We start from the raw sequence: 26242 nt of genomic DNA, 5'->3' as shown, positions 1-26242 counted from the left end.
CGCCGCCTCAGAAGCCCTGCCGAAGGGAATCGGCGAAGGCTTTGGGAGGACGCTCGAGGGAGGCAATCAGGGCACTGTGGAATGAATCGACAGGGCTTGGGGGATCGCGCTGGGCGCCAACAAGCGGGGGCACCAGCAAGGGAATGTGGGGCACCGGGTTCACGCTCAGCGCGTGGTGATGATCGGTGTCCATGGCCTTGATCACGCCCTGCTCGCCGGCTTGCTCGTCGCCTGTGGCATCGGGCGATGCCTTGGCTGTCGCGACGTCGCCGTGATGCGGATCGTGATGACCGAAATGGCGTGTAGCCGCATTGACCTGCTCGTGCGCGCAGACGGACGCCGCCGCACTCCAGACGGACTGGAGCGGCATCAGCAGCATCAGGAAGACGAGCAGCAGGCGGCGCATCGGTGGGAAGTCTAGCAATGGCCGAAGGACGGGCCGCCGCGAAGGCTTACGCCGCGGAGGGCCATGCGGACCGCTTCAGTGCGGATGGTCATGGCGATGATGAATGTCGGGATGGTGCGCATGAGCATGTTCCAGCGGTTCATGCCGGTGCCAGTGGGAGTGCCGGACGTTGGCCTGCGCGCCATCGGCGTGGTGGCGGTGATGCTCGTCGTGCGTGTGTGCGTGTTCGTGCTCCATCGGCTCATGCACATGCGGATGGACGTGGCGTTCCCGAATGTGCAACCAGACGCCAAAGGCCATCAAGGCGCTCGCAACGATCAGCTGCAGGGTCACCGGCTCGCCCAACAGCATGATCGACAGCACAGCCCCAAAAAATGGCGCCACCGAGAAATACGCGCCCGTGCGAGCCGTGCCCAGGTGGCGCAACGCAATGACGAAGAGCACCAGGCTCGTGCCGTAGCTCAGCAGCCCCAGCACGGCGGCGCCGGAAAGCACTGCCACGGAGGGCAGCTTCGCACCGAAGGCCAGCGCGACGGCCAGGTTCGTGGCGCCGGCGGCCAGGCCTTTCGTCATCGCGATGAACGACGCATCCATGCCCGACACCTTGCGCGTCAGGTTGTTGTCCAGCGCCCAGGCCGCGCACGCGCCGAGCACGGCCAGCGACGGCCAGAGGGCACCCATGCGCGCCTCGCCGGGCCAGCTCAGCACGACGGCGCCGGCCACGATGGCCAGCATGCCGAGGGCGATCTGCCTGTCGAAGTTTTCCTTGAATGCGAACCAGGCCAGCAACGCAGTGAACACGCCTTCCGCATTGAGGAGAAGAGAGGCATCGGTGGCCGCCATGCCGGACAAGCCCGTCATCAGCAACAGCGGGCCGACCAGTCCGCCGGCCACCACCGCGCCGCCGAGCCACTTCCCATCGCCGGGCTGGATCACGACCTTGGGCGATCCCGACACCGAACGCCATAGCCACAACCCCAGGCCCGATCCGAGATACAGCAGCCCGGCCAGCATCCAGGGACTGGCATGAGCGAGCAGCAGCTTGGCAAGCGGCGTGCCCGCGCCAAAGAGCACCGCCGCGCCCAACGCGGCGATGACCCCCCGATGCAGGCCGGTTTCTGTCATGCCTTTGCCTTGACCTTCATCAGGCGAAGCCCGTTCGCCACAACGAGCAAGGTCGCGCCCATGTCGGCGAACACGGCCATCCACATGGTCGCCGTGCCGAAGATCGCCAGCACCATGAACACGGCCTTGATGCCCAGCGCGAGCGAGATGTTCTGCATCAGCACGGTGTGCGTCCTGCGGGAAAGACGAATGGTCTCGGGGATGCGGCGCAGGTCGTCGTTCATTACCACGACGTCGGCGGCTTCCATCGCAATGTCGGTGCCCATGCCGCCCATCGCGAAGCCGATGTCGGACTGGGCCAGCGCCGGCGCGTCGTTGATGCCGTCGCCGGTCATGCCGGTCATGCCGTGCCGCTCCTTGAGGCTCTTGATCTCGGCGAGCTTGTCTTCCGGCAGCAGGTTGCCGCGCACCTCGTCGATGCCAGCTTGTGCCGCGATGGTCCTCGCGGTGGCGACGTTGTCGCCAGTCAGCATCACTGGCGCCACGCCCAGCGCCTTCAGTTCGGCAATGGCCTCGCGCGACGAGTCCTTGATGGTGTCGGCCACCGCGAAGATGGCCAGCACGCCATCATCGTCGGCCAGCAAGGTCACTGTGCGGCCTTGTTCCTCATGCGCCTTCAGGACGGCCTCGATGTCGGGCGAGCATTGCTTGCGCTCCTCGATCAGGCGATGGTTGCCCAGCACGTAGGTGCGACCGCCGACCTCGCCTTGCGTGCCACGACCGGCCAGGGCGGCGAAGGAAGACACGGCGCTCACCGGCAACGACAGCCCCTGCGCAATCGCCTTCGAGACGGGATGGTCCGACCGGTCCGCCAGGCTCATTGCGATGCGGGAAATCGGGCCCGCGTCGTCGCCTTCGCGCAGCGACTTCCACTCGACGAGCTTGGGCTTTCCCTCGGTGATCGTGCCGGTCTTGTCGAGCGCGATCGCCTTCAGCTTGCGGGCCTCTTCCAGGTAGGTGCCACCCTTGATGAGGATGCCGCGCCGCGCGGCGACGGCCAGGGCGCTCACCACCGTCACCGGCGTCGAGATGACCAGCGCGCAGGGGCAGGCCACGACGAGCAGCACCAGGGCCTTGTAGATCGCGTCGAGCCAGTCCAGGCCCGCCAGCCACGGGCTCAGCAAGGCGACGGCCAGCGCTAGAACGAAGACAGCAGGCGTGTAGATCGCAGCGAACCGGTCGACGAAACGTTGTGTCGGTGCGCGCGTGCCTTGCGCTTCCTCGACGGCATGGATGATCCGCGCGAGGGTGGTGTTGGATGCGGCCGCGGTGACGCGGAACTGGAGCTCACCCGTCTCGTTGATGGTTCCGGCAAAGACCGGGTCGCCGATGGTGCGGTCGACCGGCAGGCTCTCGCCGGTAACGGGCGCCTGGTTGATGGCGCTGCGGCCTTCTGTGATGACGCCGTCCAGTGGCACGCGCTCGCCGGGCCGGATGCGAACGATCGCTTCAAGGGGGACGCTCTTTGAGGGGACTGCCTTCCAGCTCTTGTCGGCTTGCAGCACGTCGGCTTCTTCAGGCGCGAGCGCCACCAGTCCCTTGATCGCGTTGCGCGCCCGGTCGGCGGCTCGCGCCTCGATCAATTCAGCGATGGCGTACAGGGCCATCACCATCGCGGCCTCGGGCCACTGGCCGATGATGAATGCGCCGGTCACGGCCACGCTCATCAGCGCGTTGATGTTGAGCCGACCGCGCATCAGGGCCTTGATGCCCTTGGTATAAGTCTCGACGCCGGACAACCAGATCGCCAGTGCCGCGACAGCCAGGCCCAGGTACTTCATGGCCGACACGTCGCCGGCGATGTAATGCAGGCCTTCGGCGCCGATCGCGAGCACGAGGGCCGCCGCCAGGCGCTTCACGCCGGTGCCATGGCCATGGTCGTCGTGCGCGTCGTGATCGTCCCCGGCATGGGCGCCCGCAGGCGCATCGGCGGCGGGGCCACCGGCAGGCAGCGGCGCGGAGTCGTACCCGGCGCTCTTTATGGCCTTGACCGCAAGGGCCACGACATCGTCCGGCGCACTGATGGCAACTGTGCGTGCACCGAGCTGGAAGTTGAGACTCCGGATGCCGGGCACCTTGTCGAGCGCGCGGCGAATGTCGCTTTCCTCCACCGCGCAATCCATGGCCGGAATGCGCAAAACGGTCGCACCGGCGGGCGCGGCGCGCGCCGGGCCGGGGGCGGCGGCGGGCGACGCGCAGCATGCGTCGCCTTCGCGAGCCTCGACGGGCGGGGCAAGCGCAATGGCAGGGGCGCAACACGCGTCCGCCGCGCAACTGTCGGGAGCGGGGTTGAGCGGGAGGATGTCTGTCGGGGTCTTTGTCATCAGGACTATTGGAAACCCTGTAGCCGGTATAGAGTCAAGCCTTTTCTGGAAGAGGTCCACATGAAGATCGGCGAACTGGCCCAAGCCACTGACACGCCCGTGGAAACCATCCGGTTCTACGAGCGGGAAAAGCTCCTTCCGGCGCCTGAGCGCAAGGAGAACAATTACCGCTCCTATGGCCCGGAGCACGTCGAGCGCTTGACCTTCATCCGCCATTGCCGCTCCCTGGACATGGCGCTCGACGAGATCCGCTCCCTGTTGCGCTTCAAGGATTCGCCGGAGGACAACTGCGTGGGCGTCAACGAACTGCTGGACGACCACATCGGCCACGTGGCGCAGCGTATTCGTGAACTGCGCGTGCTGGAAAAACTGCTCAAGTCGCTGCGCGAACAGTGCTGCGACGTGAATGCCGCGTCCAGTTGCGGCATCCTCAAGGAACTCTCCAGCGAATCACCGGCCGTGTTGGCAAGAGCCACGGGGCGACGACACGTTCACGGAACGCATTAGCGGGTGCCGTGGCCGCGGAGGCGCTTGCACGCCCTCGCGTCGCCTGCCCTGCTTGTCGCTCAGATCGAACGCTGGTTCATCCGCATGGACAGTTCCCCCTGCGCTCTCGCGGCGCTCGCTGTAGCGATCCATCATCCGACCCATGCCGTTCAGATTCTGGTTGCATACATTCAATGATTCAACTATTATTGAATCATGGAAGAGAACGAAGTCGTCAGATCCCTCGCTGCCTTGGCCCAGCCTGTGCGTTTGCAGGTATTCCGCGCCTTGGTCGTCGCTGGGCCCGGCGGCCTGACACCCGGCGCACTGGTCGAGAGCCTGGGCGTTGCGGCCACCTCCTTGTCGTTCCACCTCAAGGAACTGGTGCACTCCGGGCTGGTATCGCAAGAGCGCGATGGGCGCTACCTGATCTATCGCGCGAGCTTCGAACGGATGGGCGGCCTGATCGGCTACCTCACCGAAAACTGCTGCCAGGGCCAAGCCTGCGCAGTCGACCCTGCGACCTCTTGTGCTTGTTGAAGGAGAACCCCATGAAGCGATTCCACATCCATCTTCACGTCGACGATTTGAGCAAGAGCGTCGCGTTCTATTCGAAGCTGTTCGCGAGCGAACCCACGCGGGTCGAGACTGACTATGCCAAGTGGATGCTGGAAGATCCACGCGTCAACTTTGCAATCTCCACGCGCGGCGAAGGCCACGGCGTGGACCACCTGGGCATCCAGGCAGAGGACGAGGTCGAACTCGCTGAACTCAAGGCGCGGGCCCTGTCGGTCGATCGAACGCTGCTCGACGAGGGCGAGACAGTCTGCTGCTATTCGAGAAGCGAGAAGCATTGGGTGACCGACCCCCAAGGCATCGCCTGGGAGCAGTTCAGGACGCTGGAGCGTGCGGAGATCTACAGCGATCGCCGCCCGGCCGACGTCGAGCAAGGAGTCGCTGTGGGCGGATGCTGCGCGGCCGCTGCACCCCGCAGCACGGTCGCAGTGCCGGCAAAGTCGGCTTCGGCCTGCTGCTGAGCGATGAACTTCCGGATGGCCAGCGCCGAAAACGTCGGCCCTCCAGTTTCAAGTCCCTCGACATGACCATCAACGTTCTCATCCTCTGCACCCACAACTCCGCGCGCAGCGTGTTGGCCGAAGGCATGTTGAACCACCTTGCGGGCAAGGCCGGCAAAGACGTTCGCGCTTTCAGCGCAGGCAGCGCGCCCAGTGGCAGGCTCAACCCCCTCGCACTGGAAACGTTGACGAACGCTGGCGTCGACGTGTCTTCCTGCCGCAGCAAGAGCTGGGATGAATTTGTCGGCGCCGACAAGCCTGAGATGCGCGTCGTCATCACGGTGTGCGACAGCGCGGCGCGCGAGGCCTGCCCCTACTGGCCCGGCAGCCCCGTGAAGATCCACTGGGGCTACGCCGATCCGTCCAACGCCGTTGGTGGCGAAGAGGAAAAGCGCATCGCCTTCGAACTCACCCGGCAGGCCATTGGCTACCGAATGCTCCAACTGCTCGCGTTGCCTCTGGAATCGATGACGGATGCTGAGTTGCAGAGGGCGCTGGCAACCATTTCCACGACGTGATCCCGCCAATGAGCAGCGCTCAAGCCATCGACCGTGTTTCGTCGCAGCCGTCGATCGGCTTCTTCGAGCGCTTTCTCACTGTGTGGGTTGCACTGTGCATCGTCACTGGCATCGGGCTCGGCCAGTGGTTCCCTTCCGTGTTCAAGGGCATTGCTGCGCTTGAAATGGCGAAGGTCAACGTGCCGGTGGGCGTATTGATCTGGGTGATGATCATCCCGATGCTGCTGAAGATCGACTTCGCCGCATTGGGACAGGTCAAGGCCCACTGGCGCGGGATCGGCGTGACGCTTTTCATCAACTGGGCCGTCAAGCCGTTCTCGATGGCGCTGCTGGGCTGGATCTTCATCCGCCACGTCTTCGCGCCCATGCTTCCGCCGGCCCAGCTCGACAGCTACGTCGCAGGCCTGATCCTGCTCGCCGCGGCACCCTGCACGGCGATGGTGTTCGTCTGGAGCCAGCTCTGCAAGGGTGATCCGTACTTCACGCTGTCGCAGGTGGCGTTGAACGACGCGATCATGGTGGTGGCCTTCGCGCCGATCGTCGCGCTCCTGCTGGGGTTGTCGTCGATCACGGTTCCCTGGGACACCTTGCTGACGTCGGTCGGCCTGTACATCGTGGTGCCGGTGATCCTCGCGCAAGTCTGGCGTTCGCGCCTGCTGAAGAAGGGGACGGCACATCTCCAGAAGATGGCTTCAAGGCTCGGGCCATTGTCGATCTCCGCGCTGCTGCTGACACTGGTGTTGCTGTTCGCGTTCCAGGGCGAGGCCATCATCCAGGAGCCGATGGTGATTGCGATCCTGGCTGTTCCGATCTTGCTTCAGGTGCTCCTGAATTCAGGGTTGGCCTACTGGCTCAACCGCAAGATGGGCGTCGCGCACTGCGTCGCCGGGCCGTCGGCGCTGATCGGCGCGAGCAACTTCTTTGAACTGGCGGTCGCCACAGCTATCAGCCTCTTCGGCTTCCAGTCGGGCGCGGCGCTCGCGACCGTGGTTGGCGTGCTCATCGAGGTTCCCGTGATGCTGCTGGTGGTCTCCGTGGTCAATCGTTCGCAAGGGTGGTACGAGCGCGGCGCGGCGAAGGCGACGGGCTGATTCGGTCGCGTGTCCTAGCCGGTCGGTGGTCGACGGCTAGCGTGCGGGTTGGAACATGATCAGACCCATCCCAACGAGCGCGACAGCCGCACCAGCCAAATCCCAGGCCGTTGGCCGAACCTGATCAATGGCCCACAACCACATCAAGGCGACGCCGATAGACGCCGCCATACGCGGCGTACACCCGACCGGCAGCGGTTTCATGCAACGTGAGAAGCCAGGCAAAAAGGGCGAGGCTCAATGCTGCAGGCACGGCCAAAGCACCGACCGTCCCTGCTTGAGCCAAAGATAAGGCAGATAGCAGCCGACGATTTCGGCGAGGGCCGTGATCAACAACAAGAAGAGCGTTTTCATCGCGCTCATTGTGCTGCGCGCAACGCGGGCGTCAGTCAGCGCAGATCAGCGGATCGGATCAGTCTTCCCAGGCGAGACATCCGCACATGCGTGCGTGGCATGCTGGCTCAAGTCCCACGCCGGCCTCAGTTTGCGAACAGCCATCCCGCCACCGCTGCGAGCGCCACGACCAGCAGCGGCGACTGCCGCCCGTACACCAGCAAGCCGAACGCGCCCAGGGCCAAGCCGAAATCGGCACGCGAATGGATGGCGCTCGTCCATACCGGGTCGTACAGAGCGGCGGCCAGCACCCCGACCACCGCAGCATTGACGCCTGCCATCGCGCGCTGCACGCCCGTGCGCTGGCGCAGCAGTTCCCAGAACGGCAGCGCTCCGACGACGATCAGGAACCCGGGCATGAAGATCGCGACGAGAAGGGTCAGTCCACCGACCCATCCCCCCAACGGGCCTGTCATCACCGCCCCGAGGTATGCCGCGAAAGTGAACAATGGGCCGGGCACGGCCTGGGCGGCGCCGTAGCCAGCGAGGAAAGCGTCGTTCGTGACCAGGCCGTTGGGTACGACGCTCGCCTGCAGCAATGGCAGCACCACGTGGCCCCCTCCGAATACGAGCGCACCCGACTGGTAGAAGGAAGAGATGACCGACAGCGCCGGTACCTGGGCCAGTGCCGCGAGAGGCGGCAGGAGCAGGAGCAACAAGCCGGACAACACCAGCATCGCCGCGCCTGTCTTCCTGCCCACGCCATAGTCCCGGTGCTCTGTGACCGGGAGGGCTCCGAGCTTCACTGCCCATCGACCGGCAATGCCGCCTGCGACGATGGCGCCGACCTGGCCGATCGTCGAAGGAACGGCCAGCACCAGCAACGCCGCAAAGATGGCAACGGCGGCCCGCAAGCGGTCCGGACAGAGCGTCTTGGCCATCCCCCAGACGGCTTGCGCGACGACCGCGACCGCGACCACTTTCAGTCCATGGATCACACCCGACTGCGCCAGCGTAGCCCACTGGGTGACACCCACCGCAAACAGGATCAGCGCAACGGCGGATGGAAGGGTGAAGCCGAGCCATGCGCAAAGCGCGCCCAGCCAACCTGCGCGACCCAGTCCCAGTGCGATGCCGACCTGGCTGCTCGCCGGCCCGGGCAGGAACTGGCATAGCGCGACCAGGTCGGAATAACTCTTGTCGTCCAGCCAAGCCCGGCGTTCGACGAACTCGGTGCGAAAGTAGCCAAGGTGCGCGACGGGGCCACCGAAGGAGGTCAGGCCTAGCTTCAGGAAGGCCAGGAACACCTCGATGGCTGAGCCCCGGCGCGTGGCGCTGCTAACAAGAAATGTGGCGCTTCGGGCATCTCCCTGAGGGCCTTGTTTTTGGGGGTGGCTCATCGAGCTGCAGCTTACCGCCTGATCGCGCATGAGGAGATTCGCAGCTGAACGGTCGCCTTCCGCATTCGGCGAATTCGCTTCAGAGACGCCGCTACGCGGTGTCGACAGACGCGGTCTCGTTGACGGTTGATCTGGACTGCAGTTGGAAACTGCCCCCTGGGTAGGCTCTAGCATGGCCAACCGCGAGCTGCGGAAAGCGTCTGCTTTCCAGAGTTGGCTCGAGTGGGTTGAGGCAGTGGCCTTCAAAGCGCTGGGGCTGCAAAACCCTCGTCGGTTCGAATCCCACACTCTCCACAAACCCCACTTTCGGTTCGCCGTGATTGGGGTTCTCGTGGTCCTGGCGCTTGTGTTTTATGGCGTGGAAAGCGATCCGCCGCTTAGCGGAAGCTCTTGCATCTCGGGTCAAATGGCGGCAACCAGTCTGTGCAGGCCGTAGAGCTCTTCGAAGTGGTGAGCCCGCAGCCGATGCTTCGCGAGTTTGCCGTCGCCCTCGCGATATTGAGGTCGCTCTGCAAGCGAGCTCGGCAGTACAGATTTGGGCCGGGCGCATGTGCGGACGCTGAGCTTAGCGCGCAGCACGTGCCGGGCTAGCATGATGACATGAAGACATGTCATCAACTATCAGAAGAATTTTCATCGATGCGGGCGGCGAGTGTAGCGGACGAGGTGCGCACGTGAGTGCGACTCGAGTGCGACTCAACCTTTGGCAAGAGGTCGCGATCTATCGACAGAAGCGCCCAGACCTGTTCATCGCGGTCGTGCCTCTGACGGATCCTGACATCTTGCCGGCCATCGCCGATGGCGGCTTGGAGATCGTGCCCTTGCAAAAAGCCGGCCCGAGGTCTGCTCGCGGCTATTCGTCCAAGAACAAGCAGTCACTTCGAACGCAACTTTGCGAAATTTCAGCAGGGCTCGTAGCTTCCAGTGCTACCCCGCGGGATGCGTGGATGTGGCATTGCCGAGGTGTCGCCTCACCGCCTGGGGAAAGAGAGATTGCCCTGGTCTTTGGACTTTCTGCGTTCGACGAAGGCACTTCAACGCTTCCCCCAAAGCTGCTCAACCGCGCCAGCAAGGCGATGGCAGATATACGTGCGTATGAACTGCAACAGGAGGCCTTGCAGTTGATGGGCGAGCCTGTGTCGACCGGGCCGCGCGTCGATTCGCAGCTCTTGTCGATGCTAGACCTGTTCCCGCCGGGGTTGGTGGTGAATGTGACGGGCGTCGCGGACGCGGAGGCCCTGATCGCAAAGAAAATCCTGAACACACCCGATGCGAGGCATCCCCCGCCACGCGACGGCATCTATACGGTCGCCATGGCCTCGGGCCCGGCGCAAAGCGTACTTGCTTGGGTCACTTGGAAGCCGCATCTTGGATTGCCAGGTTACAGCGAAATTCGCGCAGCCACGGAGCGTGGCCAACCGAAAGCCTTCGCCTCGCCACGAGCCGCGGCGGTCCAACACTCCGACTTGGACAGCGAACCTTCACCCTTCGTCCAGCAGGTTCAAACTGTGGGCACTTTCGACCCGAGAGATCTGAAGTGGCTCAACGCCTTTGGTGAGGATTGGAAGCTCGGCATGGGGAATGCAGACGCTGCACCGCCTGCTCATGCAAAGCGAGGCGTTTCGCATGTCGAACTTGTTGCCTGGTATGCCCCGCATCACCTCCATGCCGAAGAAGCGTGGGGCATCTGGGTGGATGCGCAACAACTGGATGCCCTCGTCCTGGCGGTGTCTGGAGACTTGGCGCGCGAAGGGCTGACCCCGGTGGTGGTGGACGCCCTTGCTGCGCAAATGGTTGTTGGGTTCTTGCAAGAGCGTGAAATGTTTCATGCTCGCTGCGAGGCAGTGCTGACGTGGCTGGAGTTACTGGCGGGGGGGCCGAAGTTTGTGCGCTATCAGGAGCGCGTGCTCATCACTGGACGGCATGCCGGCAATGCTGTGCAGGATGCCCTCGCATCCTTTTGGGCGTGGAGCTGGCTTTGCCCGACGTCGATGATGGCCGAGATAGCTGGTCCACTGAGCTTCGAAGACCGGGGCGTGTTGCAACGGACGCTGGAGGCTAGGTTTGGTCTTGAGCGCTCCGGCGCCCTGGGGCGCAATGTCGCGCAGTGGCGCCTGCTCGCCACGCAGATGGCGCAAGGTCGACTTCGCGCGTCCTCTGACGGCTTGGGTTTGCCATTGGAGGGCATATTGCGCGCCGACGCCAAATTGCCATTCGAATTCTCGGGGGCCGATGTGCCGTTTCACGTCGTCGGGACGGGCAAGGTGGCAAGGGACTTGGCCGACGAGCTTGCTCGGCACGGCATACCTTCGCGATCTGAACTGCGACAGGCCATCCTCAACCACTTCAAGTGCGCGCTCCTGCCTCAAAGCAGCCAATTCACGTGTGAGGTGTTCGTCGGACGGGCTGGTCGCACTTTCCAACTGCCCCGCCGTACCCCACTTTCCGCGACCGTCTTCGAAGAATTTCTTCGTCATTTCAGGTTGAGCGCAGCCGACTACCGCGACAAGGTACGCCCCGGCCTGACGCCCAGTTGAATTTTCAAAGAGGGGCTCGCGGCCGAGGCATCTCGAAAGTACCCAACCCCGTGTCAGAAGGGATGCGAAATCCTTGCCTGGCGGCAAGTTCCTAGTTGCCAGCAAGAGGCGGCAGGCCACGCTGCCGGAGCAACTCATTCATCCCAGCGACCAACAAACGCTGCAGGGATGTCTTCTCGCGCATGGCCAACTCAGTGGCGCGGTGCCAATCCTCGGTGCTCAGGCGCACGGCAATGCCCACGCGTTTGTTCTTCCCGCGGGTTTGCGCCATGGGGAGTGTCTCGATGGGCTCGGGGAGCCCGATTTCTTTGACAGCGAACTTGCTTAAACCACCGGCCATGCTGCTTGCTCCTTCATGTGTGCTTTCAACCAATCCCAATAGGCCTGGACTTCGATAACGGCTTTGGAGCTGCGCGGCGCGAACTCCGTCACGGCATGCCCATCGACCAGGGCTCTCGCGAATGCGCGTCGATCGCCTAGCGTGATGGGCGTGACGGGCCCAGCCGTCGCGAGCGTGCTCAGGGCTTGCTCGACTTCTGGTGCGCGCGGGCTCGCTCGGTTCACGACGAACGAGAAGGGCTTGTCGGCCGCGCGCGCCATGGCTACTGAGCGCTGGCTGGCCGCCAGATCCGGCATCGAGGCCTGAACCGGGATGACGATGTGGTCGGCGGCCTTAAGCAATTCCATGGTGCCGGCCGTCGCGTGCGGGGGACAGTCCACCACCGCCAATTCAAAACCTGCGGCACGCGCCGAGTCCAGGACCTCCGCGATCGATCCCGGATCGCAACGCGCGACCAGGGGCGTGACCAACGATTGGTTGTTCGAGCGTTCGATACCCCAAGCCGACGTGGTGGCCTGAGGATCCGCGTCGACAAGGATGACGCGCTGAACCGCCGAAGCCACGACGGCCAGATGGATGGAAACGGTGGACTTGCCGGAGCCGCCTTTCCTGGAGTAGATCGCAAGTGTTTTCATGATGGCTTGTCGTCATGTCATCCTGGCAGCGTGGTGACAGGTTGTCCTGTCATCACGATCCTTCGAGCGCGAAGTTCTGTGGTCAAACCGGTCAAGGTTGTGGCGGGCACCTGCAGCGTCCATTGGGTGAGGGGACGGCAGGCGCCTCGCCGCGACGAGAGTGATCAGGCGATGGCGGTCTGTGGTGCCGCCTGAGTGCTTGCAGCATCGTCCAAAGGCGTTGCGGCCAACCGAGCAAGCATCTCCTCGCCGAGCTTTTGATTGTTGGTGTGCCAGCCCGACGTGAACTCGCCGTTCGGCTTGCGCGTTGTTAGTTCCTGGACGATCTTCGCCGCCGCACGCAGCCGGTCGAAGTCCAGCGGGTAGTGCAGTGTTCGGTCCACATGTTGCTGCAACCGTTGCATCAGCGACGTGCCCTCTTCGGAGAATCCCTCCGCGTCGATGTACGTTTCAATATGGGTGGACGAGCGACCCCCACGCTGGCCTGCTGCTGCGCTCATTCGGGCATGGAAGTCCTGAGCCGCGTGGCCCACGATCAACTCCGCGTCGGACACGGGCACGCCCCGCACGTGCATGCGCGTTACCACCGTATGTCGCAACGAGTGGAACACTTTCTCGGGACTCTTCAGAGCGACCGATTTCAAGTGCTTTGCGAAGACGGCACTCACATGCTTGGACGGATCGTTCTCTCGTGTCGGGTTGGGCGGCCGGTGCGGAAAAAGCATCTCCGCGCGCTGGTCCTTGGCGTGCTGCACATAGCGGAGCAATCCCAAGTCGACAAGCTCTCGCGAAATCGGTACTTGCCGTACCGAGTTGTCGGTTTTGGGCCCTTCGTCTTGACCACGAATGATCTTCTTGACCTGCATGAAGTGACGTCGCGCGGCGGGATCGGGGTTCGGGTCGTCAGGGTCCGGCAAGATGTCGTCGACCTGGAGGGTCACGATCTCCCCCAGACGCGCGCCCGTATACAGACCGATCAGCGGCGCCCAAAAGTCGTCCGCGGCGTTGAGGTTCTTGAGGTAAACGAGCGGCTCGAAAATGCGCTGTAGCTCGGACTCTTTGAAAAGTGCATACGAATTGCTTCTCTTGGCGCTCGCCGCTCCCTTGCGCAGGTTGGTGGTTGTTTTATGAAATGCGTCGTCTACGGGGTCGCTTGCCACCCAGTTCTTCGCCTGTGCGTAATCGAAAAATCCCTCAAGGTGCTCGATGACTTTGATGACTGAACGCGGCGACACCTTCTTGGTCGGCTTGTCCGACGACGGTGCTGACGCCACGGCCTCCTTTTCCTTCTTCGCTGACGCCTCGGCTGCCTTTTCCTTCTTTTTAGTCCCGTGAACGGACTTGGCGGGGCGCGCGGCATAGGCCTCGACGAACGTGAGCAGATGACCGCGATTGAGCGTGTGCAAGTACGTGCTGTCCGGCGGGCATCCTTGTTCGATCAGGTTCTCGCGAAACATCCGCAGCGTGCTTTGTTTGTCGCCGGCCGTGCTGCGGCGATTTGCCCCCACGGTGGTCAACGAGGCGACGAACTTTTCGACGGCGTCCTTGACGAGCATGGGACTTGCCACTGGCGCAAGCGCGTCGGTCGCTCGCTTAACTCCGTTCACCAGGTTGTCCATGGCCTCGCTGCGGGAGGCGGCCCCCGATCGGATCGCGTTGATCATTTCCTCGCGCACGTCGGGGTTGTCGTGCAGGAAGCCGGTGAATTGATGTCGATCGTTCTCGTCTCGGATGTCAACTTGCATACCGCCTACGGTCAAGATAAAGGGCGCCGCGCTGAGGCGAGGGTCGTGGTGGGGCATGGAAAGTTTGAGGCGCTCGAGCGCCAAGTTGAATTCGAGCGCGAGGATACGAGCGCGCTGGGGGTCGGCCGTTCGCAGCGAGATGCGAACCTCGCGGGGGGATGTTGCCCCCGGACTTTTGTCACGAAAACGAAGGGGAACGACCCAGCGCAGGCAGAAGATGCCGTGACGGTTCTTGATCAGGCGAGCAGGTCTGGCGGCCAAAGTGGATCCCCAAAGTGGTACCCCTGGCCAAAGAAAAAGCCCCGTAAGTCGTTGACTTGCGGGGCCTTTTCACATTTTGGTGGCTCTTCACGGATTCGAACCGCGGACCTGTGGATTATGATTCCATCGCTCTAACCGACTGAGCTAAAGAGCCGAGCCTCGAATTATAGCCCGACTTTGAGCGAGGTTCCTGTTACAAGTGCGCTTCAACCCTGACCGGCACCGCCGCCCGTACAAGCCCGGGTGAGAATCGCTTCATGCCATCGGTTTCCCTCGACAACGCCGACACCGCCGCCAGCAACGACGCGCCGGTGCCGGACGATCACTTGATGCTCGCCTACGCCAGCGGCGACAGGGCCGCATTCGATACGCTCTACGCCCGCCACGAGAGCGGGCTGTACCGCTTCGTGCGCCGCCTGATGGGCGTGCGCCTGTCGTCGGAGGTCGACGAGGTGTTCCAGGAAACCTGGGAGCGGATCATCAAGGCCCGGGCGAGCTTTTCGCCGGAGCGCGCAAGCTGGCGGACATGGGCCTTCACCATCGCGCACAACCTGGCGATGGATCGCTTGCGCCTGAGTGGCCGCGAAGTGTCGTTTTATGCCCACGACGAGGACGGCGACGGATTGGAAGCGGGCATGCTTTTCAGCCGCGGCGTGCTGCGCTCCGAGGCCGCATCGCATCCTTCGACCGAGGACATCGCCTTCTGGCGGGCGGCTGGCCGTCGCCTGCTGGCCTGCCTCGACGAACTGCCGGACGAACAGCGCGCCGCCTTCCTGCTGCAACAGGAAGAGGGCTTCACCATCGAGGCGATGTCTCTGAGCCTGGACGTCGGCTTCGAGACCGTGCGCAGCCGCTTGCGCTACGGCTTGCAGAAATTGCGAGCCTGCATGGAACGTTACCTGACCGCGCTGGGGCGAACGGCATGAACGACAAGTACGCCACGCCTGAAGACGACGACCTGCCCGATCCGGTGCTGCGCCGCGCGCTCGACAACGCGCCGGACCACGCCGCCGTGCCCGGTTTTCACCTGCGCAAGAGCATTCGCCAGATGGCGCACGAAGCGGTGGGGCCCAGCGATTCGGAAATGACCGAGGCGCTGGACCGGTCCTGGTGGCGCCAACTGCTCGGCCTGGGTGCGCCCGCAAAGTCGCGTGCGCCGTGGCGAGCGGCGTTCGCGACGGTGCTGGTCGCCGTGCTCGTGGGGGTGCTGTGGCAGCGGCAACCCGTGCCGGGTCCGCAACTCGACAGCCAGGCGCCTTCGGGGCCTGCGACGAGTCCTGTTGCCCCCGCGTCACCCGCCACCCCCGCGGCAAAGGATGAGGCCGCCGCCCCGGCAACGGAGGCATCGGCCAGCGTAGGTGCACCCCAGATCGCGCTGCCGCCGACCGTCCCGCCGACACGCGAACTGCCGCCCGAGCCGCCCGTCGCGCGCTTGCAGATGCCACAGCCGACGGCGCGCGACATCGAGATCGAGGCCGCCTTGAGGAAGGCGCAGGAAGCGGAGCGAGAGGCGCAGGAAGTGGCCAGCAAGGCGATCCAGGTCCCGATCCCGGGGGGCGGCGGCGTGGCGCGCGCGCCCAGTCCAACGCCAGCGGCCCCGCCGTCGGCGGGGCCGCGTCGCTCGGACGAACGCGCGGCAGCGGAGGCCAAGGTTGCGGCCGCACCGGACCGTCGCGCCGCACGCGCTCGCGACGAGTTCGCCGCCGCCGCGCCGGCGCCACCGGCGGCCATGGCTCCTCCGCCGGCGCAGGCTGGTGCATCCAGGCAAGCAATGGCTCCGCCCGCCGCGGCAGGCAATGCCACGGGGGGTGTCGCTCCCGGCGCGGCCCCATCGCCGTCGGTGCGCGCCGAGGCCGGCGCGCCTCCGACCTTCACGGCGCTGGGCCAGTGGACGCGCATGACGGTGGTCGGCCCGAACGGCGAAAGCAGGACCTACACGCGCGGTGAAGCCGGCGACCTGGGCACCCTGGTGGGGTCTGCCGCGCTCGCGGCCGTGGGACCGCAGCCCTTGCGCAACAAGGTGGAATGGCGCGTCATGCTGGAGCGCAACGGCAAGCCGCTGGCGCAGTTCGAACTGGCGCGCGGCGAGGTGCGCTGGCGCGAGGGCGGATCGGCGCCCGCCACCGGCCAGCCGCCGGAAGGTGCGCTCGAGGGATTGCGCGAGGCGCTTCGCGAAGCGATGGCGCCGCCGCCGGCCGCTTTGCATTCACCACCGGCTCCAGCCGCGGCGGCGGCGCCTCCAGTGCAGCCTGCCGCACCGTCTGCCGACCAGCCCGCTGAACCGCAGGCGCCGCAAACAGAGTCCGCACCCTCGCGCAGGCAATAGACAGTTCCGGGCTGCGGGCCGCGTCGCCGCGCGGCATGCGACCCGGGCGGTTCCAATCAAAGGTGCGTGAACGTCGGCTCGCGCTTGTTCACGAAGGCGTCCATGCCTTCCTTCTGATCGTTGGTCGCGAACAGCGAGTGGAACAGCCGGCGCTCGAACATCACGCCGTCGCTGAGCCCGCTTTCGAAGGCACGGTTGACCGATTCCTTCGCCGCCATCACCGCGATGCGCGAGAAGCCCGCGATGACCAGCGCCGCGCCGAGCGCCTCGTCGGCCAGCTTTTCGAGCGGCACCACGCGGCTGACCAGGCCGGCGCGTTCGGCCTCGGCCGCGTCCATCATGCGGGCTGTCAGCGCCATGTCCATCGCCTTGCTCTTGCCGACTGCGCGCGGCAGGCGCTGCGTGCCGCCGGCGCCGGGGATCACGCCGATCTTGATCTCGGGCTGGCCGAATTTCGCGTTGTCCGCCGCGATGATGAAGTCGCACATCATCGCCAACTCGCAGCCACCGCCGAGCGCAAAGCCGGCCACCGCGGCGATCACGGGCTTGCGGATCGAGCGGATGATTTCCCAGTTGCGGGTGATGAAGTCGCCCTTGTAGACGTCGGCAAAGCTGTACTTGGCCATCGCGCGGATGTCGGCGCCGGCGGCGAAGGCGCGCTCGCTGCCGGTGACGATGATGCAGCCGATGGCCTCGTCGGCATCGAAGGCCTTGAGCGCGTGGCCCAGGTCGGTCATCAATGCATCGTTGAGTGCGTTGAGTGCCTTCGGGCGGTTCAGCGTGATGATGCCGACCGAGCCGGCCTCGGTGCGCACTTCGATGTTTTCATAGCTCATGGAGGTCTCCATTGGAATGGAAGGAATGGGGGAAAGAGGGATCGAACGACTATAGCGAGACGGGGCGGCCCGCGCGGTGCACACTCGGCAGCCACAAGAGGTGCCCCCGATGAGCTTGATGTTTGCCGTGTTGTTGTTTCTTCATTTGGCTTCGGCCGCTTTCTGGGTGGGCGGGATGGCCGTGATGCACTTTGCCGTGCGCCCCGCGGCGGTGGCCTTGCTGGAGCCTCCGTTGCGGCTGCCGATGCTGGGCGCGGCGCTGGGGCGCTTCTTCGTGGGGGTGAACGTGGCGATCGTGCTGTTGCTGCTGAGCGGCTTCGCGATGATCGCGCTGGCGGGCGGCATGGGCGCGGTGCGCTGGAACGTGCATGCAATGCTCGGCATCGGCCTGGTGATGATGGCCGTCTATGGCCACATCCGCTTCGGCATCTATCCGAAGCTGCGGCGTTCGATCGCTGTCAGGGAGTGGCCTGCCGCAGCGAAGCGGCTTCACCTGATCCGCATGCTTGTCGCGTTGAACCTTGCGCTCGGCGTGCTCGTGTTCGCGCTGGCCGTGGCCGGCCGCGCGATGTGAGGCCCTTCAGTTTGTTGGCGCCAACCAGGCTGCCAGCAAGGCGGCGTCTTGCGCGAACAGCCGCCAGGTCGTCGAACCCGTCGGCAGCGTGAGCGGCAAGCGGAGAATGCGCCGGTCGCGCGCGACGATGGCGGTCATCTTCTTCTGCGGGCCGAGGTAGAGGGCCAGGTCGTCCAGCTTGGTGATGCGCCAGGCCTGCGCCGGGTGGCCCTTCTTCGCCGGCACTTCGATCCCGAGCCATTCGTCGTTGGCCGCGAAGCCGGCCTGCTCGGCGGCGCCGCCGCGCAGCACCACCTTCACCTGCACGCTGCCATTGTTCTCGCTCACACGCAGGCCCAGTTCCTGCGCGCGCTGCGACGGGTCGTCGAGCGTGGCCACGCCATGCGCGCGCAGCAGATCCGATAGGGGCAACTCGTCGGTGCCGTGCACCCAGGCCGCGATCTCCTTGTCGTAGGTGCGGCCGCCGATAGCCAACAGCGCGCTCGCGAAGTCGGCCTCGGTGATCGGGCCGCCCGCGCTCACGTTCCACAACAGTCGCATCACGTCGTCGAGCGAACCGTTGCCCTCGCGGCGCAGCGTGAGGTCGAAGCACATCGCGACCAGCGAGCCCTTGGTGTAGTAGCTGATGGTGCTGTTGGGCGTCTGTTCGTCCTGGCGGTAGTACTTGACCCAGGCATCGAAGCTGGCCTGCGCCACCGACTGCACCAGCCGCCCCGGCGACTGCAGCACGCCGTTGATGGTCTTGTTGATGAGCTTCAGGTAGCCCGCGTTGTCGATGCGTTCCGCACGGCGCAGCAGCAGGTCATCGTAGTAGCTGGTGAAACCCTCGAACAGCCAGAGCAGCTCGGTGTAGTTCTCATGGCCGTAGTCGTAGCGCGCGAACTCGGCGGGGCGCAGCCGCTTCACGTTCCAGGTGTGGAAGTACTCGTGGCTGATCAGGCCGAGCAGCGTGGTGTAACCCTCGGGCTGCTTGCGGGCCTCGAGTTGCGGCAGGTCGCGGCGCGTGCAGATGAGCGCTGTGGAATGGCAATGCTCCAAGCCGCCGTAACCGTCGTCGACGGCGTTCAGCATGAACACGTAGCGGTCGAAAGGCGCGGGCGGGCCGCCGCGCTTGCCGACCTTGTCGCCGTGCCAGAAGCGCATCTCGGTTTCGCAGATGGCAAGGGTGTCGGCGATCAGCTTGTCGCCGTCGAAGGAGGCGGTGGCGCCCGCGACCACGAAGCGATGCGGAATGCCGAACACCGTGAAGTCGGCGCTCCAGAAGTCGCCCATCTCGACGGGCGAGTCGGCCAGTTCGTCGTAGTTGGCGGCCCAGTGGGTGCCGAAGCCCTGGGCGTCGGTGTCTACGCCATGCAGGGCCGTCGCGCAGGACCAGCGGGCGCTGCCGGGCACCGGCTCGGGCGCGACGATCTCGATGCCATGCGGGTTGTCTTCCTGTCCCTCGACGCGCAGGCAAAGGCTGGTGCCGTTGAAGAAACCTCGGTCGGCGTCGAGCCAGGCGGTGCGCACCGAATGGTCATATGCGCAGACTTCGTAGCGCAGCACCAGCGGCTTGCCAACGGCGCATTCGACTTGCCAGGAGTGCTTGTCGAGTTGCTGCATTGCCAGTGCGCGACGGCCTTGCGAGGCGCTCAGCTTCTGCAGGTTCTTGGCGAACTCGCGCACCAGGTAGCTGCCCGGTATCCAAACCGGCAGCGACACGCGCTGCAACGCGGCCGGGCTGTCGATAGTGAGCGTGATGGCGAACAGGTGCGCATGGCGGTCCGCGCATTCGACGCGGTAGCGCAGCGCCGGCGCCCTGCGGCGCTGGGTTGCAAGGGCCGGCGCCATCAATTGGCCGCGGCGAGTTGCTTCTCGACCTGGGCGGCCGGAATGGCGCCCGGTGCGCGCGTGCCGTCGGCAAAGATCAGCGTGGGCGTGCCGGTGATGTTGTACTTGCGGCCGAAGGCGACGTTGCGCTCAAGTGCGGCCGTGTCGCAGTTCGCGGGTGCCTCCGGCGGCTTGACCTCGCCCGACATCCAGTCGTTCCAGGTCTTGGCCTTGTCCTTGGTGCACCAGATGTTCTTCGACTTGGCGGTCGAATCCGGGCCCAGCACGGGGTAGAGGAACAGGTAGACGGTGACGTTGTCGACGTTCTTCATGTCGCGCTCGAAGTGCTTGCAGTAGCCGCAGTTCGGGTCTTCGAACACGGCCAGCTTGCGCTTGCCGTTGCCGCGCACGATCTTGAAGGCATCGTTGACGGGAAGCTTGTCGAAAGCGACTTCGCTGAGCTTCTCGACGCGTTCCTCAGTGAGGTTGCGGCGCGCCTTCACGTCGATCAGGTTGCCTTGCAGCAGGTAGTTGCCGTCGGCGTCGGTGTAGAAGATCTCGAAGCCGTTGATGCGTACTTCGAAGAGGCCCGGCATCGGCGACTTGGTGATTTCGTCGATCTTGGCGAACTGCGGAATGCGCGCGGCCAGGTTCTTGCGGATCTCGGCTTCACCGGCCTGGGCCTGCAGGGACACGGCAAGGACGCTGCCGAAGGCCAGCGTGGCGAGGAGGTTGCGAGCGAGCTTCATCATGATGGGATTTGTTGTGGCGGATCAGCGAAGGCCCATGGCCTGCTTTGCGATCCAGTTCTTGAGCGGTTGGGCCTGGTTGAAGCCGCGCATGCCCCAGTTGCGCAGCGCCGGGATTGGATCCACGGTCTGCGAAAAAAGTTGCTGGAGGCCGTCGGTGGTGAGGCTCATGGCCAGCACGTCGGCACGGCGGGCGCGTTCGTAGCGGCGCAGCAGGCGCGGGTCGCCGACGCTGCGCCAGTATTCGCGGTCCTTGAGGACGCCGGCCAGCGCAGCGGCGTCGGCCAGGCCGAGATTCAGGCCCTGGCCTGCGAGCGGATGCACCGTGTGGGCGGCATCGCCGGCCAGGGCCCAGGACTTGCCGTCCGGAAAGGCGCCGGTCCAGCGATCGGCCATGGCGCGCTGCAGCGGCCAAGCCGCGCGTTCGCTGGTCAGCGTGAGGGCGCCGAGGGCATCGTGCGTGGCCTGGCCCAAGGCGGCGGTGAACTGGGCGGCGTCCTGTGCCATCAAGTCGGGCGCGCGGAATTGGTCGACCGACCACACCAGCGCCAGTTGCCGGCCGGCCGCGCCACCGAGGGGTAGCAGGGCCAGCACTTCGCCCTTGTCGTTGAACCACTGGCGGGCCATGCCGTCATGGGGGCGTTCGGCTTCGAGGCGCGCGGCGATGGCGTGCTGTGGGTAGCGGGTGACGTCGTAGCGCACGCCCAGGCCCTCGCGCGTCGCGCTGCCCTTGCCTTCGCAGACCACGGTCAGCGGGGCGGGGGCCGGTGCCTCGCGCACTTCGATCATCGGCTGGAAGCGCACGGCGTCGGCCAGTTGGCGCTCCAGTGCGGGCACGTCGACGATCCAGGCCAGTGCATCGACCTTCTGGCGGTCGGCGTCGAACTCGACGCGGCCGCCGTCGTCTCCGTGCACCTGCATCGCGCGCACTGCGGTGGCATGTGCGTCGTCGGGCCAGGCGCGCAGGGATTCGAGCATCGTGCGCGAGGCGGTGTTGAGCGCATAGGCGCGCACGTCGTCCTGGGTGGAGCGGGTGGCGGGGGCGACGAGGGCAACGCGCACCCGCTCGCGCGCGAGCAAAAGCGCCAATGTGCGGCCGACAATGCCGGCGCCGCGAATGCAAACCTCGGGGGGAAGAGCCATCGCGGGATTGTAGGAGTTGGGGCTGGGCGGCGTGGACTGCGGGAGAATCCCGCTTCGCCTTCAAGGAACCCATCCGTGACATCTGCAGCTTTCGATCTCCAGGCCACCATCGCCCGTCTTCTCGTCTACCCGGTCAAGTCCTGCGCGGGGGTGGACCTTCCCGAGGTGCTGCTGACGGAAACCGGCCTGGAATTCGACCGTGCCTGGATGGTGGTCGATGCCGAGGGCGAATTCGTGTCCCAGCGCGAGCTGCCACGCATGGCGCTGATCCAGCCGAAGCTCAAGCAGTTCGAGATGGTGCTGCGCGCGCCTGGCATGCTGGCGCTGCACGTGGCCTACGACCGGGTCGAGCAGCCGATGCGCGTGCGAGTGTGGGACGACGAAGTGGCGGCCTACGACATGGGCGACGTCGCGGCCCAGTGGTTCAGCGATTTCCTGTCGGAGCCAGGCAAGCCGCAGAAGCTGCGCCTGGTGCGCTTCGATCCGGAGCACAAGCGCCTTTCCAGCCTGAAATGGACCAACGGCGTGGAAGCGCAGAACCAGTTTGCCGACGGCTTCGCGGTGCTGGTGGCGAGCGAGGCATCGCTCACCGAGCTCAACGAAAAGCTGGTGGCGGAAGGCCACGAGGCGGTCGTCATGGAGCGCTTCCGCCCCAACATCGTGCTGGCCGGCGTCGAGGCGCAGGACGAGGACCGCCTGGAAACCATGCACATCGCGACGGGCGAGGGCGAGGCACTGTTGCAGCCGGTCAAGCCCTGCCCGCGCTGCCCGATGCCGGACATCGACCCCAAGACCGCCGTCAGCAGCCCCGAGGTGGGCGACATGCTGCGCACCTACCGGCAGAACGCGCGCGTAGATGGCGCGGTCACCTTCGGCATGAACGCGATCGTGCTGCAGGGCATCGATTACATGCTGAAGGTCGGCCAGCCGGTCAGCGCCAACTACCGCTTCGAATAGCCCGCACCGGGGCCGGGATGCCCCGGCCGCTAAAATCGCCGGTTCCCCAGATTCCCTGAAAGAACCCCGCCATGAGTCTCCAGTGCGGCATCGTCGGCTTGCCGAACGTCGGCAAGTCCACCCTTTTCAACGCATTGACCAAGGCAGGCATCGCGGCGGAAAACTATCCCTTCTGCACCATCGAGCCGAACACCGGCGTGGTGGAAGTGCCTGACCCGCGGCTCGCGCAACTCAGCGAGATCGTCAAGCCCGAACGCATCGTGCCGGCCATCGTCGAGTTCGTCGACATCGCGGGCCTGGTGGCGGGCGCCAGCACGGGTGAAGGCCTGGGCAACAAGTTTCTCGCGCACATCCGCGAGACCGACGCCACGGTGAACGTGGTGCGCTGCTTCGACGACGACAACGTGATCCACGTGGCCGGCAAGGTCGACCCGATCTCCGACATCGAAGTGATCCAGACCGAACTCTGCCTGGCCGACCTGTCCACGGTCGAGAAGGCGCTGCACCGTCACACCAAGGTGGCGCGCTCCGGCGACAAGGATGCGCAGAAGCTGGTCGGCCTGCTCGAACGTTGCCAGAAGGCGCTGAACGAGAACATCCCGGTGCGCGCGCTGGAGTTCTCGAAGGAAGAGATGCCGCTGGTCAAGAGCTTCACGCTGATCACCTCCAAGCCGGCGATGTTCGTGGGCAACGTGTCGGAGTCCGGCTTCGAGAACAACCGCTACCTCGACCGCTTGCGCGAATACGCGGCCAAGCAGGGCGCGCCCGTCGTCGCGATCTGCGCCAAGATCGAAGCCGACCTGGCCGACATGGACGACGAGGACAAGAAGATGTTCCTCGCCGAGATCGGCCAGGAGGAGCCGGGCCTGAACCGCCTGATCCGCGCCGCCTTCAAGCTGCTGGGCCTGCAGACCTACTTCACCGCCGGCGTGAAGGAAGTGCGTGCCTGGACCATCCACATCGGCGACACCGGCCCGCAGGCGGCCGGCGTGATCCACGGCGACTTCGAGAAGGGCTACATTCGCGCCCAGACCATCGCCTTCGACGACTACATCGCCTACAAGGGCGAGCAGGGCGCCAAGGACGCAGGCAAGATGCGCAGCGAAGGCAAGGAATACGTCGTCAAGGATGGCGACGTGATGAACTTCCTGTTCAGCTCGTAAGGCGTGGCTTGCTCACCGTCCATCACCTGAACAACTCGCGCTCGCAGCGCGTCCTGTGGCTGCTCGAGGAACTCGGCGTTCCGTACGAGATCGTCCACTACCAGCGCGACGCGAAGACGATGCTGGCGCCGCCCGAGTTGCGCAAGGTGCATCCGCTCGGCAAGTCGCCGGTGGTGTCCACGGACGACGGCCTGGTGCTCGCCGAGTCCGGCGCGATCATCGAGACGATCATCGAGCGATACGGCCAGGGTCGCCTCGCGCCGACGGCCGGTTCTGCGGAGGCGGTGCGCTACCGCTACTGGCTGCACTTCGCCGAAGGCTCCGCCATGCCGCCGCTGCTGATGAAGCTGATCTTCGACAAGATCGAGAGCAGCGACATGCCCTTCTTCGCCAGGCCCATCGCGAAGGGCATTGCCGAGAAGGCGAGGAGCCGCTTCGTCATGCCGAACATTGCGTCGCAACTCGATTTCATGGAAGGCGAATTGGGCAAGAGCGAATGGTTCGCCGGCGATGCGTTCACCGGCGCGGACATCCAGATGAGCTTCCCGGTCGAGGCCGCGCGAGCGCGAGGCGGGCTCGATGCGTCACGGCCGAAGTTGATGGCCTTCCTCGAGCGCATTCATGCGCGGCCGGCCTACCAGCGTGCGCTGGAGCGCGGCGGGCCCTATGGCCTGTTGAGCTGAACTCAGCTCGGCCAGATATACAGCAGCGCCACCGTCATCGTCAGGTAGCGCGCAAACTTCCCGATGGCCATGTAGAGCACACACGGCCAGAACGACAGTTTGAGCCATCCTGCGACCGCGCAGAGCGGGTCTCCGACCAGCGGCAGCCATGCAAGCAGGCAGGCCTTGGGACCCAGCTTCTCCAGCCATGTCAGCACGCGCATGTGGTGCTTCGAATGTGAGTACTTATCTGCAATCTCGTGCGCGCCGTAACCCATCCACCAGTCGACCGCACCGCCCAGCGTGTTGCCGGCAGTGGCCACGAAGATCGCAGGCCAGAACATGTCGGGGCTCAGCTGGAGCAGGCCGAACAGAGCGGGCTCCGAGCCCAGCGGAATCAACGTAGCAGAAACGAACGCAACAAAAAACAGCGTCGACAGGCCGTACTGTGGAAGCGCGAGAAGCGCCAGGAGGGAGTCGAACCATGCTTGCATGTGCGCTGGAGTATAGGAACGTGGCTGAAGAATGGCGTGTGGGAAAACGCGAGATGGGCATGTCAAGCGAATGCGTGATAGCCCTGACGGCGCATTCTGTTTCAGTCCCTGAAAATTGGGGCCGGTACAATCGTGCCTCATTTTTCAGCAGCCCTCGCTCGCTCCCCTTCCTCTCTCCACCATGCAGATCGGCCCTATCGCGCTGGATAACCGCCTGTTCGTCGCGCCCATGGCCGGCGTGACCGACCGGCCCTTCCGCATGCTGTGCCGCGAGCTGGGCGCGGGTTATGCGGTGAGCGAGATGGTGACCTCGCGCAAGGAGTTGTGGAACACGCTCAAGACCTCGCGCCGCGCCAACCACGAGGGCGAGCCCGGCCCCATCTCGGTGCAGATCGCCGGCACCGATGCGGCCATGATGGCGGAGGCCGCCGCCTACAACATCGACCGCGGCGCGCAGATCATCGACATCAACATGGGCTGCCCGGCCAAGAAGGTCTGCAACAAGTGGGCCGGCTCCGCGCTGATGCGCGACGAGCCGCTGGCGCTGGAGATCGTGCAGGCCGTGGTCGATGCCGCGGCGCCGCATGGCGTGCCCGTGACGCTGAAGATGCGCACCGGCTGGAGCATGGACCATCGCAATGCGGTCAAGCTGGCGCGCGACTTCGAAGCGGCCGGCGTGCAGATGCTCACCGTGCACGGACGCACGCGCGAGCAAGGCTACAAGGGCAACGCCGAGTACGACACCATCGCCGCGGTCAAGGCCGCGGTGCGCGTGCCGGTGGTGGCCAACGGCGACATCACCTCACCGCAAAAGGCGCGCGATGTGTTGGCGCTCACTGGCGCGGATGCCGTGATGGTCGGGCGTGCGGCGCAAGGGCGGCCATGGATCTTCCGCGAGATCGCGCACTTCCTGGCCACGGGCACCGAGCTTGCACCGCCGCTCGTCGCCGAAGTGCGGCGCCTGATGCTCGACCACCTGCAGGCGCATTACGCGCTGTACGGCGAGTTCAGCGGCGTGCGCACCGCGCGCAAGCACATCGGCTGGTATGTGCGCGCGTTGCCGGGCGGCGAGGCCTTTCGCGCCCATATGAACACGCTCGACGACTGTGCGCTGCAGCTGCGCGCGGTCGCGGATTATTTTGATGCGCTTGCGGTCCACACGGACCGCATGCCAGCCCGGGACGCAGGCGAAGACCTGCTCCTGGACGAGGAGGCGGCCGCTGCCGCCGGATGAGAGAGAAGAAGAGAACCC

The 26242-nt window shown here is 65.2% G+C and carries 25 protein-coding genes, 1 tRNA gene and 1 pseudogene; 13 read left to right on the top strand and 14 right to left on the bottom strand.

Annotation, left to right across the window (positions count from 1 at the left end):
• Positions 1-7 precede the first annotated feature (7 nt).
• The 3 genes from WKW79_RS14950 to WKW79_RS14940 all read right to left on the bottom strand — a co-directional run bounded on the left by WKW79_RS14950 (position 8) and on the right by WKW79_RS14940 (position 3855).
• A complete protein-coding gene (locus WKW79_RS14950; RefSeq protein ID WP_340335949.1) occupies positions 8-406 on the bottom strand; it encodes a hypothetical protein in 399 nt (132 codons plus the stop codon).
• Between the two features lie 75 nt (positions 407-481).
• Entirely contained in the window at positions 482-1531 is a 1050-nt protein-coding gene (locus WKW79_RS14945) for a DMT family transporter (RefSeq protein ID WP_340335948.1), read from the bottom strand.
• Complete coding sequence (locus WKW79_RS14940; RefSeq protein WP_340336058.1) at positions 1528-3855, bottom strand: heavy metal translocating P-type ATPase; 2328 nt, start codon at positions 3853-3855, stop codon at positions 1528-1530. The genes WKW79_RS14945 and WKW79_RS14940 overlap by 4 nt, the downstream gene beginning before the upstream one ends.
• A gap of 60 nt (positions 3856-3915) precedes the next feature.
• Here WKW79_RS14940 and cadR point away from each other — a divergent pair, with 60 nt between their 5' ends.
• The 5 genes from cadR (at position 3916) to arsB (ending at position 7026) form a co-directional block, all read left to right on the top strand.
• On the top strand, positions 3916-4362 hold the full coding sequence (gene cadR / locus WKW79_RS14935; RefSeq protein WP_340335947.1) for a Cd(II)/Pb(II)-responsive transcriptional regulator: 447 nt from the start codon (positions 3916-3918) through the stop codon (positions 4360-4362).
• Between the two features lie 195 nt (positions 4363-4557).
• Positions 4558-4881: an ArsR/SmtB family transcription factor gene (locus WKW79_RS14930; protein WP_340335946.1), complete on the top strand. Its 324-nt coding sequence runs from the start codon at positions 4558-4560 to the stop codon at positions 4879-4881.
• Positions 4882-4892: 11 nt separating this feature from the next.
• Positions 4893-5378, top strand: a complete 486-nt coding sequence (locus tag WKW79_RS14925) for an ArsI/CadI family heavy metal resistance metalloenzyme (protein ID WP_340335945.1) — start codon at positions 4893-4895, stop codon at positions 5376-5378.
• 62 nt (positions 5379-5440) lie between these two features.
• A complete protein-coding gene (locus WKW79_RS14920; RefSeq protein WP_340336057.1) occupies positions 5441-5935 on the top strand; it encodes an arsenate reductase ArsC in 495 nt (164 codons plus the stop codon).
• Between the two features lie 8 nt (positions 5936-5943).
• On the top strand, positions 5944-7026 hold the full coding sequence (gene arsB, locus WKW79_RS14915; protein WP_340335944.1) for an ACR3 family arsenite efflux transporter: 1083 nt from the start codon (positions 5944-5946) through the stop codon (positions 7024-7026).
• A 36-nt stretch (positions 7027-7062) separates the two neighbouring features.
• On the opposite strand, the pseudogene WKW79_RS14910 reads toward arsB, so the two are convergent.
• A pseudogene (locus WKW79_RS14910) lies at positions 7063-7389 on the bottom strand (YnfA family protein).
• A gap of 116 nt (positions 7390-7505) precedes the next feature.
• Positions 7506-8759: a chromate efflux transporter gene (gene chrA, locus WKW79_RS14905; RefSeq protein WP_422823894.1), complete on the bottom strand. Its 1254-nt coding sequence runs from the start codon at positions 8757-8759 to the stop codon at positions 7506-7508.
• A gap of 608 nt (positions 8760-9367) precedes the next feature.
• Between chrA and WKW79_RS14900 the strand changes: the two genes are divergently transcribed.
• Positions 9368-11296, top strand: coding sequence for a hypothetical protein (locus tag WKW79_RS14900; protein ID WP_340335942.1), 1929 nt, complete (start codon positions 9368-9370; stop codon positions 11294-11296).
• Between the two features lie 91 nt (positions 11297-11387).
• On the opposite strand, the gene WKW79_RS14895 is transcribed toward WKW79_RS14900, so the two are convergent.
• The 4 genes from WKW79_RS14895 to WKW79_RS14880 all read right to left on the bottom strand — a co-directional run bounded on the left by WKW79_RS14895 (position 11388) and on the right by WKW79_RS14880 (position 14431).
• Positions 11388-11636 (bottom strand): hypothetical protein, encoded by a 249-nt coding sequence (locus WKW79_RS14895; RefSeq protein ID WP_340335941.1) that lies wholly within the window; start codon positions 11634-11636, stop codon positions 11388-11390.
• Complete coding sequence (locus WKW79_RS14890) at positions 11621-12271, bottom strand: AAA family ATPase (RefSeq protein ID WP_340335940.1); 651 nt, start codon at positions 12269-12271, stop codon at positions 11621-11623. The genes WKW79_RS14895 and WKW79_RS14890 overlap by 16 nt, the downstream gene beginning before the upstream one ends.
• 164 nt (positions 12272-12435) lie before the next feature.
• A complete protein-coding gene (locus tag WKW79_RS14885) occupies positions 12436-14277 on the bottom strand; it encodes a tyrosine-type recombinase/integrase (protein ID WP_340335939.1) in 1842 nt (613 codons plus the stop codon).
• A 77-nt stretch (positions 14278-14354) separates the two neighbouring features.
• Positions 14355-14431, bottom strand: a tRNA-Met gene (locus tag WKW79_RS14880).
• Between the two features lie 103 nt (positions 14432-14534).
• Between WKW79_RS14880 and WKW79_RS14875 the strand changes: the two genes are divergently transcribed.
• On the top strand, positions 14535-15203 hold the full coding sequence (locus tag WKW79_RS14875; protein ID WP_340335938.1) for a sigma-70 family RNA polymerase sigma factor: 669 nt from the start codon (positions 14535-14537) through the stop codon (positions 15201-15203).
• Complete coding sequence (locus tag WKW79_RS14870) at positions 15200-16603, top strand: hypothetical protein (protein ID WP_340335937.1); 1404 nt, start codon at positions 15200-15202, stop codon at positions 16601-16603. Before WKW79_RS14875 ends, WKW79_RS14870 begins: the two co-directional genes overlap by 4 nt.
• A 56-nt stretch (positions 16604-16659) precedes the next feature.
• On the opposite strand, the gene WKW79_RS14865 is transcribed toward WKW79_RS14870, so the two are convergent.
• The gene (locus WKW79_RS14865) at positions 16660-17439 is read right to left on the bottom strand and encodes an enoyl-CoA hydratase (protein ID WP_340335936.1); all 780 of its coding nucleotides are present in this window, start codon (positions 17437-17439) and stop codon (positions 16660-16662) included.
• Between the two features lie 109 nt (positions 17440-17548).
• Between WKW79_RS14865 and WKW79_RS14860 the strand changes: the two genes are divergently transcribed.
• Positions 17549-18013: a CopD family protein gene (locus tag WKW79_RS14860; RefSeq protein WP_340335935.1), complete on the top strand. Its 465-nt coding sequence runs from the start codon at positions 17549-17551 to the stop codon at positions 18011-18013.
• 6 nt (positions 18014-18019) lie between these two features.
• Here WKW79_RS14860 and WKW79_RS14855 read toward each other — a convergent pair whose 3' ends face one another.
• From WKW79_RS14855 to WKW79_RS14845, 3 genes are read right to left on the bottom strand one after another with little or no spacing between them, the layout of a single operon-like run.
• A complete protein-coding gene (locus WKW79_RS14855) occupies positions 18020-19843 on the bottom strand; it encodes a M61 family metallopeptidase (protein ID WP_340335934.1) in 1824 nt (607 codons plus the stop codon).
• Positions 19843-20571: a DsbC family protein gene (locus WKW79_RS14850; protein ID WP_340336056.1), complete on the bottom strand. Its 729-nt coding sequence runs from the start codon at positions 20569-20571 to the stop codon at positions 19843-19845. Before WKW79_RS14850 ends, WKW79_RS14855 begins: the two co-directional genes overlap by 1 nt.
• 24 nt (positions 20572-20595) lie before the next feature.
• On the bottom strand, positions 20596-21714 hold the full coding sequence (locus tag WKW79_RS14845; RefSeq protein WP_340335933.1) for an FAD-dependent monooxygenase: 1119 nt from the start codon (positions 21712-21714) through the stop codon (positions 20596-20598).
• Positions 21715-21789: 75 nt separating this feature from the next.
• On the opposite strand from WKW79_RS14845, the gene WKW79_RS14840 reads away from it, so the two are divergent.
• From WKW79_RS14840 to WKW79_RS14830, 3 genes are all read left to right on the top strand, one after another.
• Positions 21790-22671 carry an MOSC domain-containing protein gene (locus WKW79_RS14840; RefSeq protein WP_340335932.1) on the top strand — a complete coding sequence of 294 codons (882 nt, stop codon included), beginning with the start codon at positions 21790-21792 and terminating at the stop codon, positions 22669-22671.
• Positions 22672-22742: 71 nt separating this feature from the next.
• The gene (gene ychF / locus WKW79_RS14835) at positions 22743-23834 is read left to right on the top strand and encodes a redox-regulated ATPase YchF (protein ID WP_340335931.1); all 1092 of its coding nucleotides are present in this window, start codon (positions 22743-22745) and stop codon (positions 23832-23834) included.
• Between the two features lie 8 nt (positions 23835-23842).
• Positions 23843-24517 carry a glutathione S-transferase gene (locus tag WKW79_RS14830; RefSeq protein WP_340335930.1) on the top strand — a complete coding sequence of 225 codons (675 nt, stop codon included), beginning with the start codon at positions 23843-23845 and terminating at the stop codon, positions 24515-24517.
• A 2-nt stretch (positions 24518-24519) separates the two neighbouring features.
• Here the strand turns inward: WKW79_RS14830 and WKW79_RS14825 are convergent, their stop codons facing one another.
• Positions 24520-24990, bottom strand: a complete 471-nt coding sequence (locus tag WKW79_RS14825; protein ID WP_340335929.1) for a YqaA family protein — start codon at positions 24988-24990, stop codon at positions 24520-24522.
• A 181-nt stretch (positions 24991-25171) separates the two neighbouring features.
• Here WKW79_RS14825 and dusB point away from each other — a divergent pair, with 181 nt between their 5' ends.
• Entirely contained in the window at positions 25172-26224 is a 1053-nt protein-coding gene (gene dusB / locus WKW79_RS14820; protein WP_340335928.1) for a tRNA dihydrouridine synthase DusB, read from the top strand.
• Positions 26225-26242 lie beyond the last annotated feature (18 nt).

This window comes from Variovorax robiniae, from assembly GCF_037889955.1.
Lineage (GTDB): Bacteria > Pseudomonadota > Gammaproteobacteria > Burkholderiales > Burkholderiaceae_C > Variovorax > Variovorax robiniae.
Note: the sequence above shows the minus strand (reverse complement) of the source record. Positions and strands in the feature narration are given on the sequence as shown.

Excerpts from the sequence above, each read along its gene's own strand:
- WKW79_RS14850 (WP_340336056.1), bottom strand. The coding sequence starts at position 20,571 with ATGAAGCTCGCTCGCAACCTCCTCGCCACGCTGGCCTTCGGCAGCGTC.
- WKW79_RS14890 (WP_340335940.1), bottom strand. The coding sequence starts at position 12,271 with ATGAAAACACTTGCGATCTACTCCAGGAAAGGCGGCTCCGGCAAGTCC.
- cadR (WP_340335947.1), top strand. The coding sequence starts at position 3,916 with ATGAAGATCGGCGAACTGGCCCAAGCCACTGACACGCCCGTGGAAACC.
- ychF (WP_340335931.1), top strand. The coding sequence starts at position 22,743 with ATGAGTCTCCAGTGCGGCATCGTCGGCTTGCCGAACGTCGGCAAGTCC.
- WKW79_RS14920 (WP_340336057.1), top strand. The coding sequence starts at position 5,441 with ATGACCATCAACGTTCTCATCCTCTGCACCCACAACTCCGCGCGCAGC.
- chrA (WP_422823894.1), bottom strand. The coding sequence starts at position 8,759 with ATGAGCCACCCCCAAAAACAAGGCCCTCAGGGAGATGCCCGAAGCGCC.
- WKW79_RS14940 (WP_340336058.1), bottom strand. The coding sequence starts at position 3,855 with ATGACAAAGACCCCGACAGACATCCTCCCGCTCAACCCCGCTCCCGAC.
- WKW79_RS14860 (WP_340335935.1), top strand. The coding sequence starts at position 17,549 with ATGAGCTTGATGTTTGCCGTGTTGTTGTTTCTTCATTTGGCTTCGGCC.
- WKW79_RS14925 (WP_340335945.1), top strand. The coding sequence starts at position 4,893 with ATGAAGCGATTCCACATCCATCTTCACGTCGACGATTTGAGCAAGAGC.
- WKW79_RS14900 (WP_340335942.1), top strand. The coding sequence starts at position 9,368 with ATGTCATCAACTATCAGAAGAATTTTCATCGATGCGGGCGGCGAGTGT.
- dusB (WP_340335928.1), top strand. The coding sequence starts at position 25,172 with ATGCAGATCGGCCCTATCGCGCTGGATAACCGCCTGTTCGTCGCGCCC.
- WKW79_RS14825 (WP_340335929.1), bottom strand. The coding sequence starts at position 24,990 with ATGCAAGCATGGTTCGACTCCCTCCTGGCGCTTCTCGCGCTTCCACAG.
- WKW79_RS14855 (WP_340335934.1), bottom strand. The coding sequence starts at position 19,843 with ATGGCGCCGGCCCTTGCAACCCAGCGCCGCAGGGCGCCGGCGCTGCGC.
- WKW79_RS14930 (WP_340335946.1), top strand. The coding sequence starts at position 4,558 with ATGGAAGAGAACGAAGTCGTCAGATCCCTCGCTGCCTTGGCCCAGCCT.
- WKW79_RS14845 (WP_340335933.1), bottom strand. The coding sequence starts at position 21,714 with ATGGCTCTTCCCCCCGAGGTTTGCATTCGCGGCGCCGGCATTGTCGGC.
- WKW79_RS14870 (WP_340335937.1), top strand. The coding sequence starts at position 15,200 with ATGAACGACAAGTACGCCACGCCTGAAGACGACGACCTGCCCGATCCG.
- WKW79_RS14945 (WP_340335948.1), bottom strand. The coding sequence starts at position 1,531 with ATGACAGAAACCGGCCTGCATCGGGGGGTCATCGCCGCGTTGGGCGCG.
- WKW79_RS14895 (WP_340335941.1), bottom strand. The coding sequence starts at position 11,636 with ATGGCCGGTGGTTTAAGCAAGTTCGCTGTCAAAGAAATCGGGCTCCCC.
- WKW79_RS14950 (WP_340335949.1), bottom strand. The coding sequence starts at position 406 with ATGCGCCGCCTGCTGCTCGTCTTCCTGATGCTGCTGATGCCGCTCCAG.
- arsB (WP_340335944.1), top strand. The coding sequence starts at position 5,944 with ATGAGCAGCGCTCAAGCCATCGACCGTGTTTCGTCGCAGCCGTCGATC.
- WKW79_RS14865 (WP_340335936.1), bottom strand. The coding sequence starts at position 17,439 with ATGAGCTATGAAAACATCGAAGTGCGCACCGAGGCCGGCTCGGTCGGC.
- WKW79_RS14875 (WP_340335938.1), top strand. The coding sequence starts at position 14,535 with ATGCCATCGGTTTCCCTCGACAACGCCGACACCGCCGCCAGCAACGAC.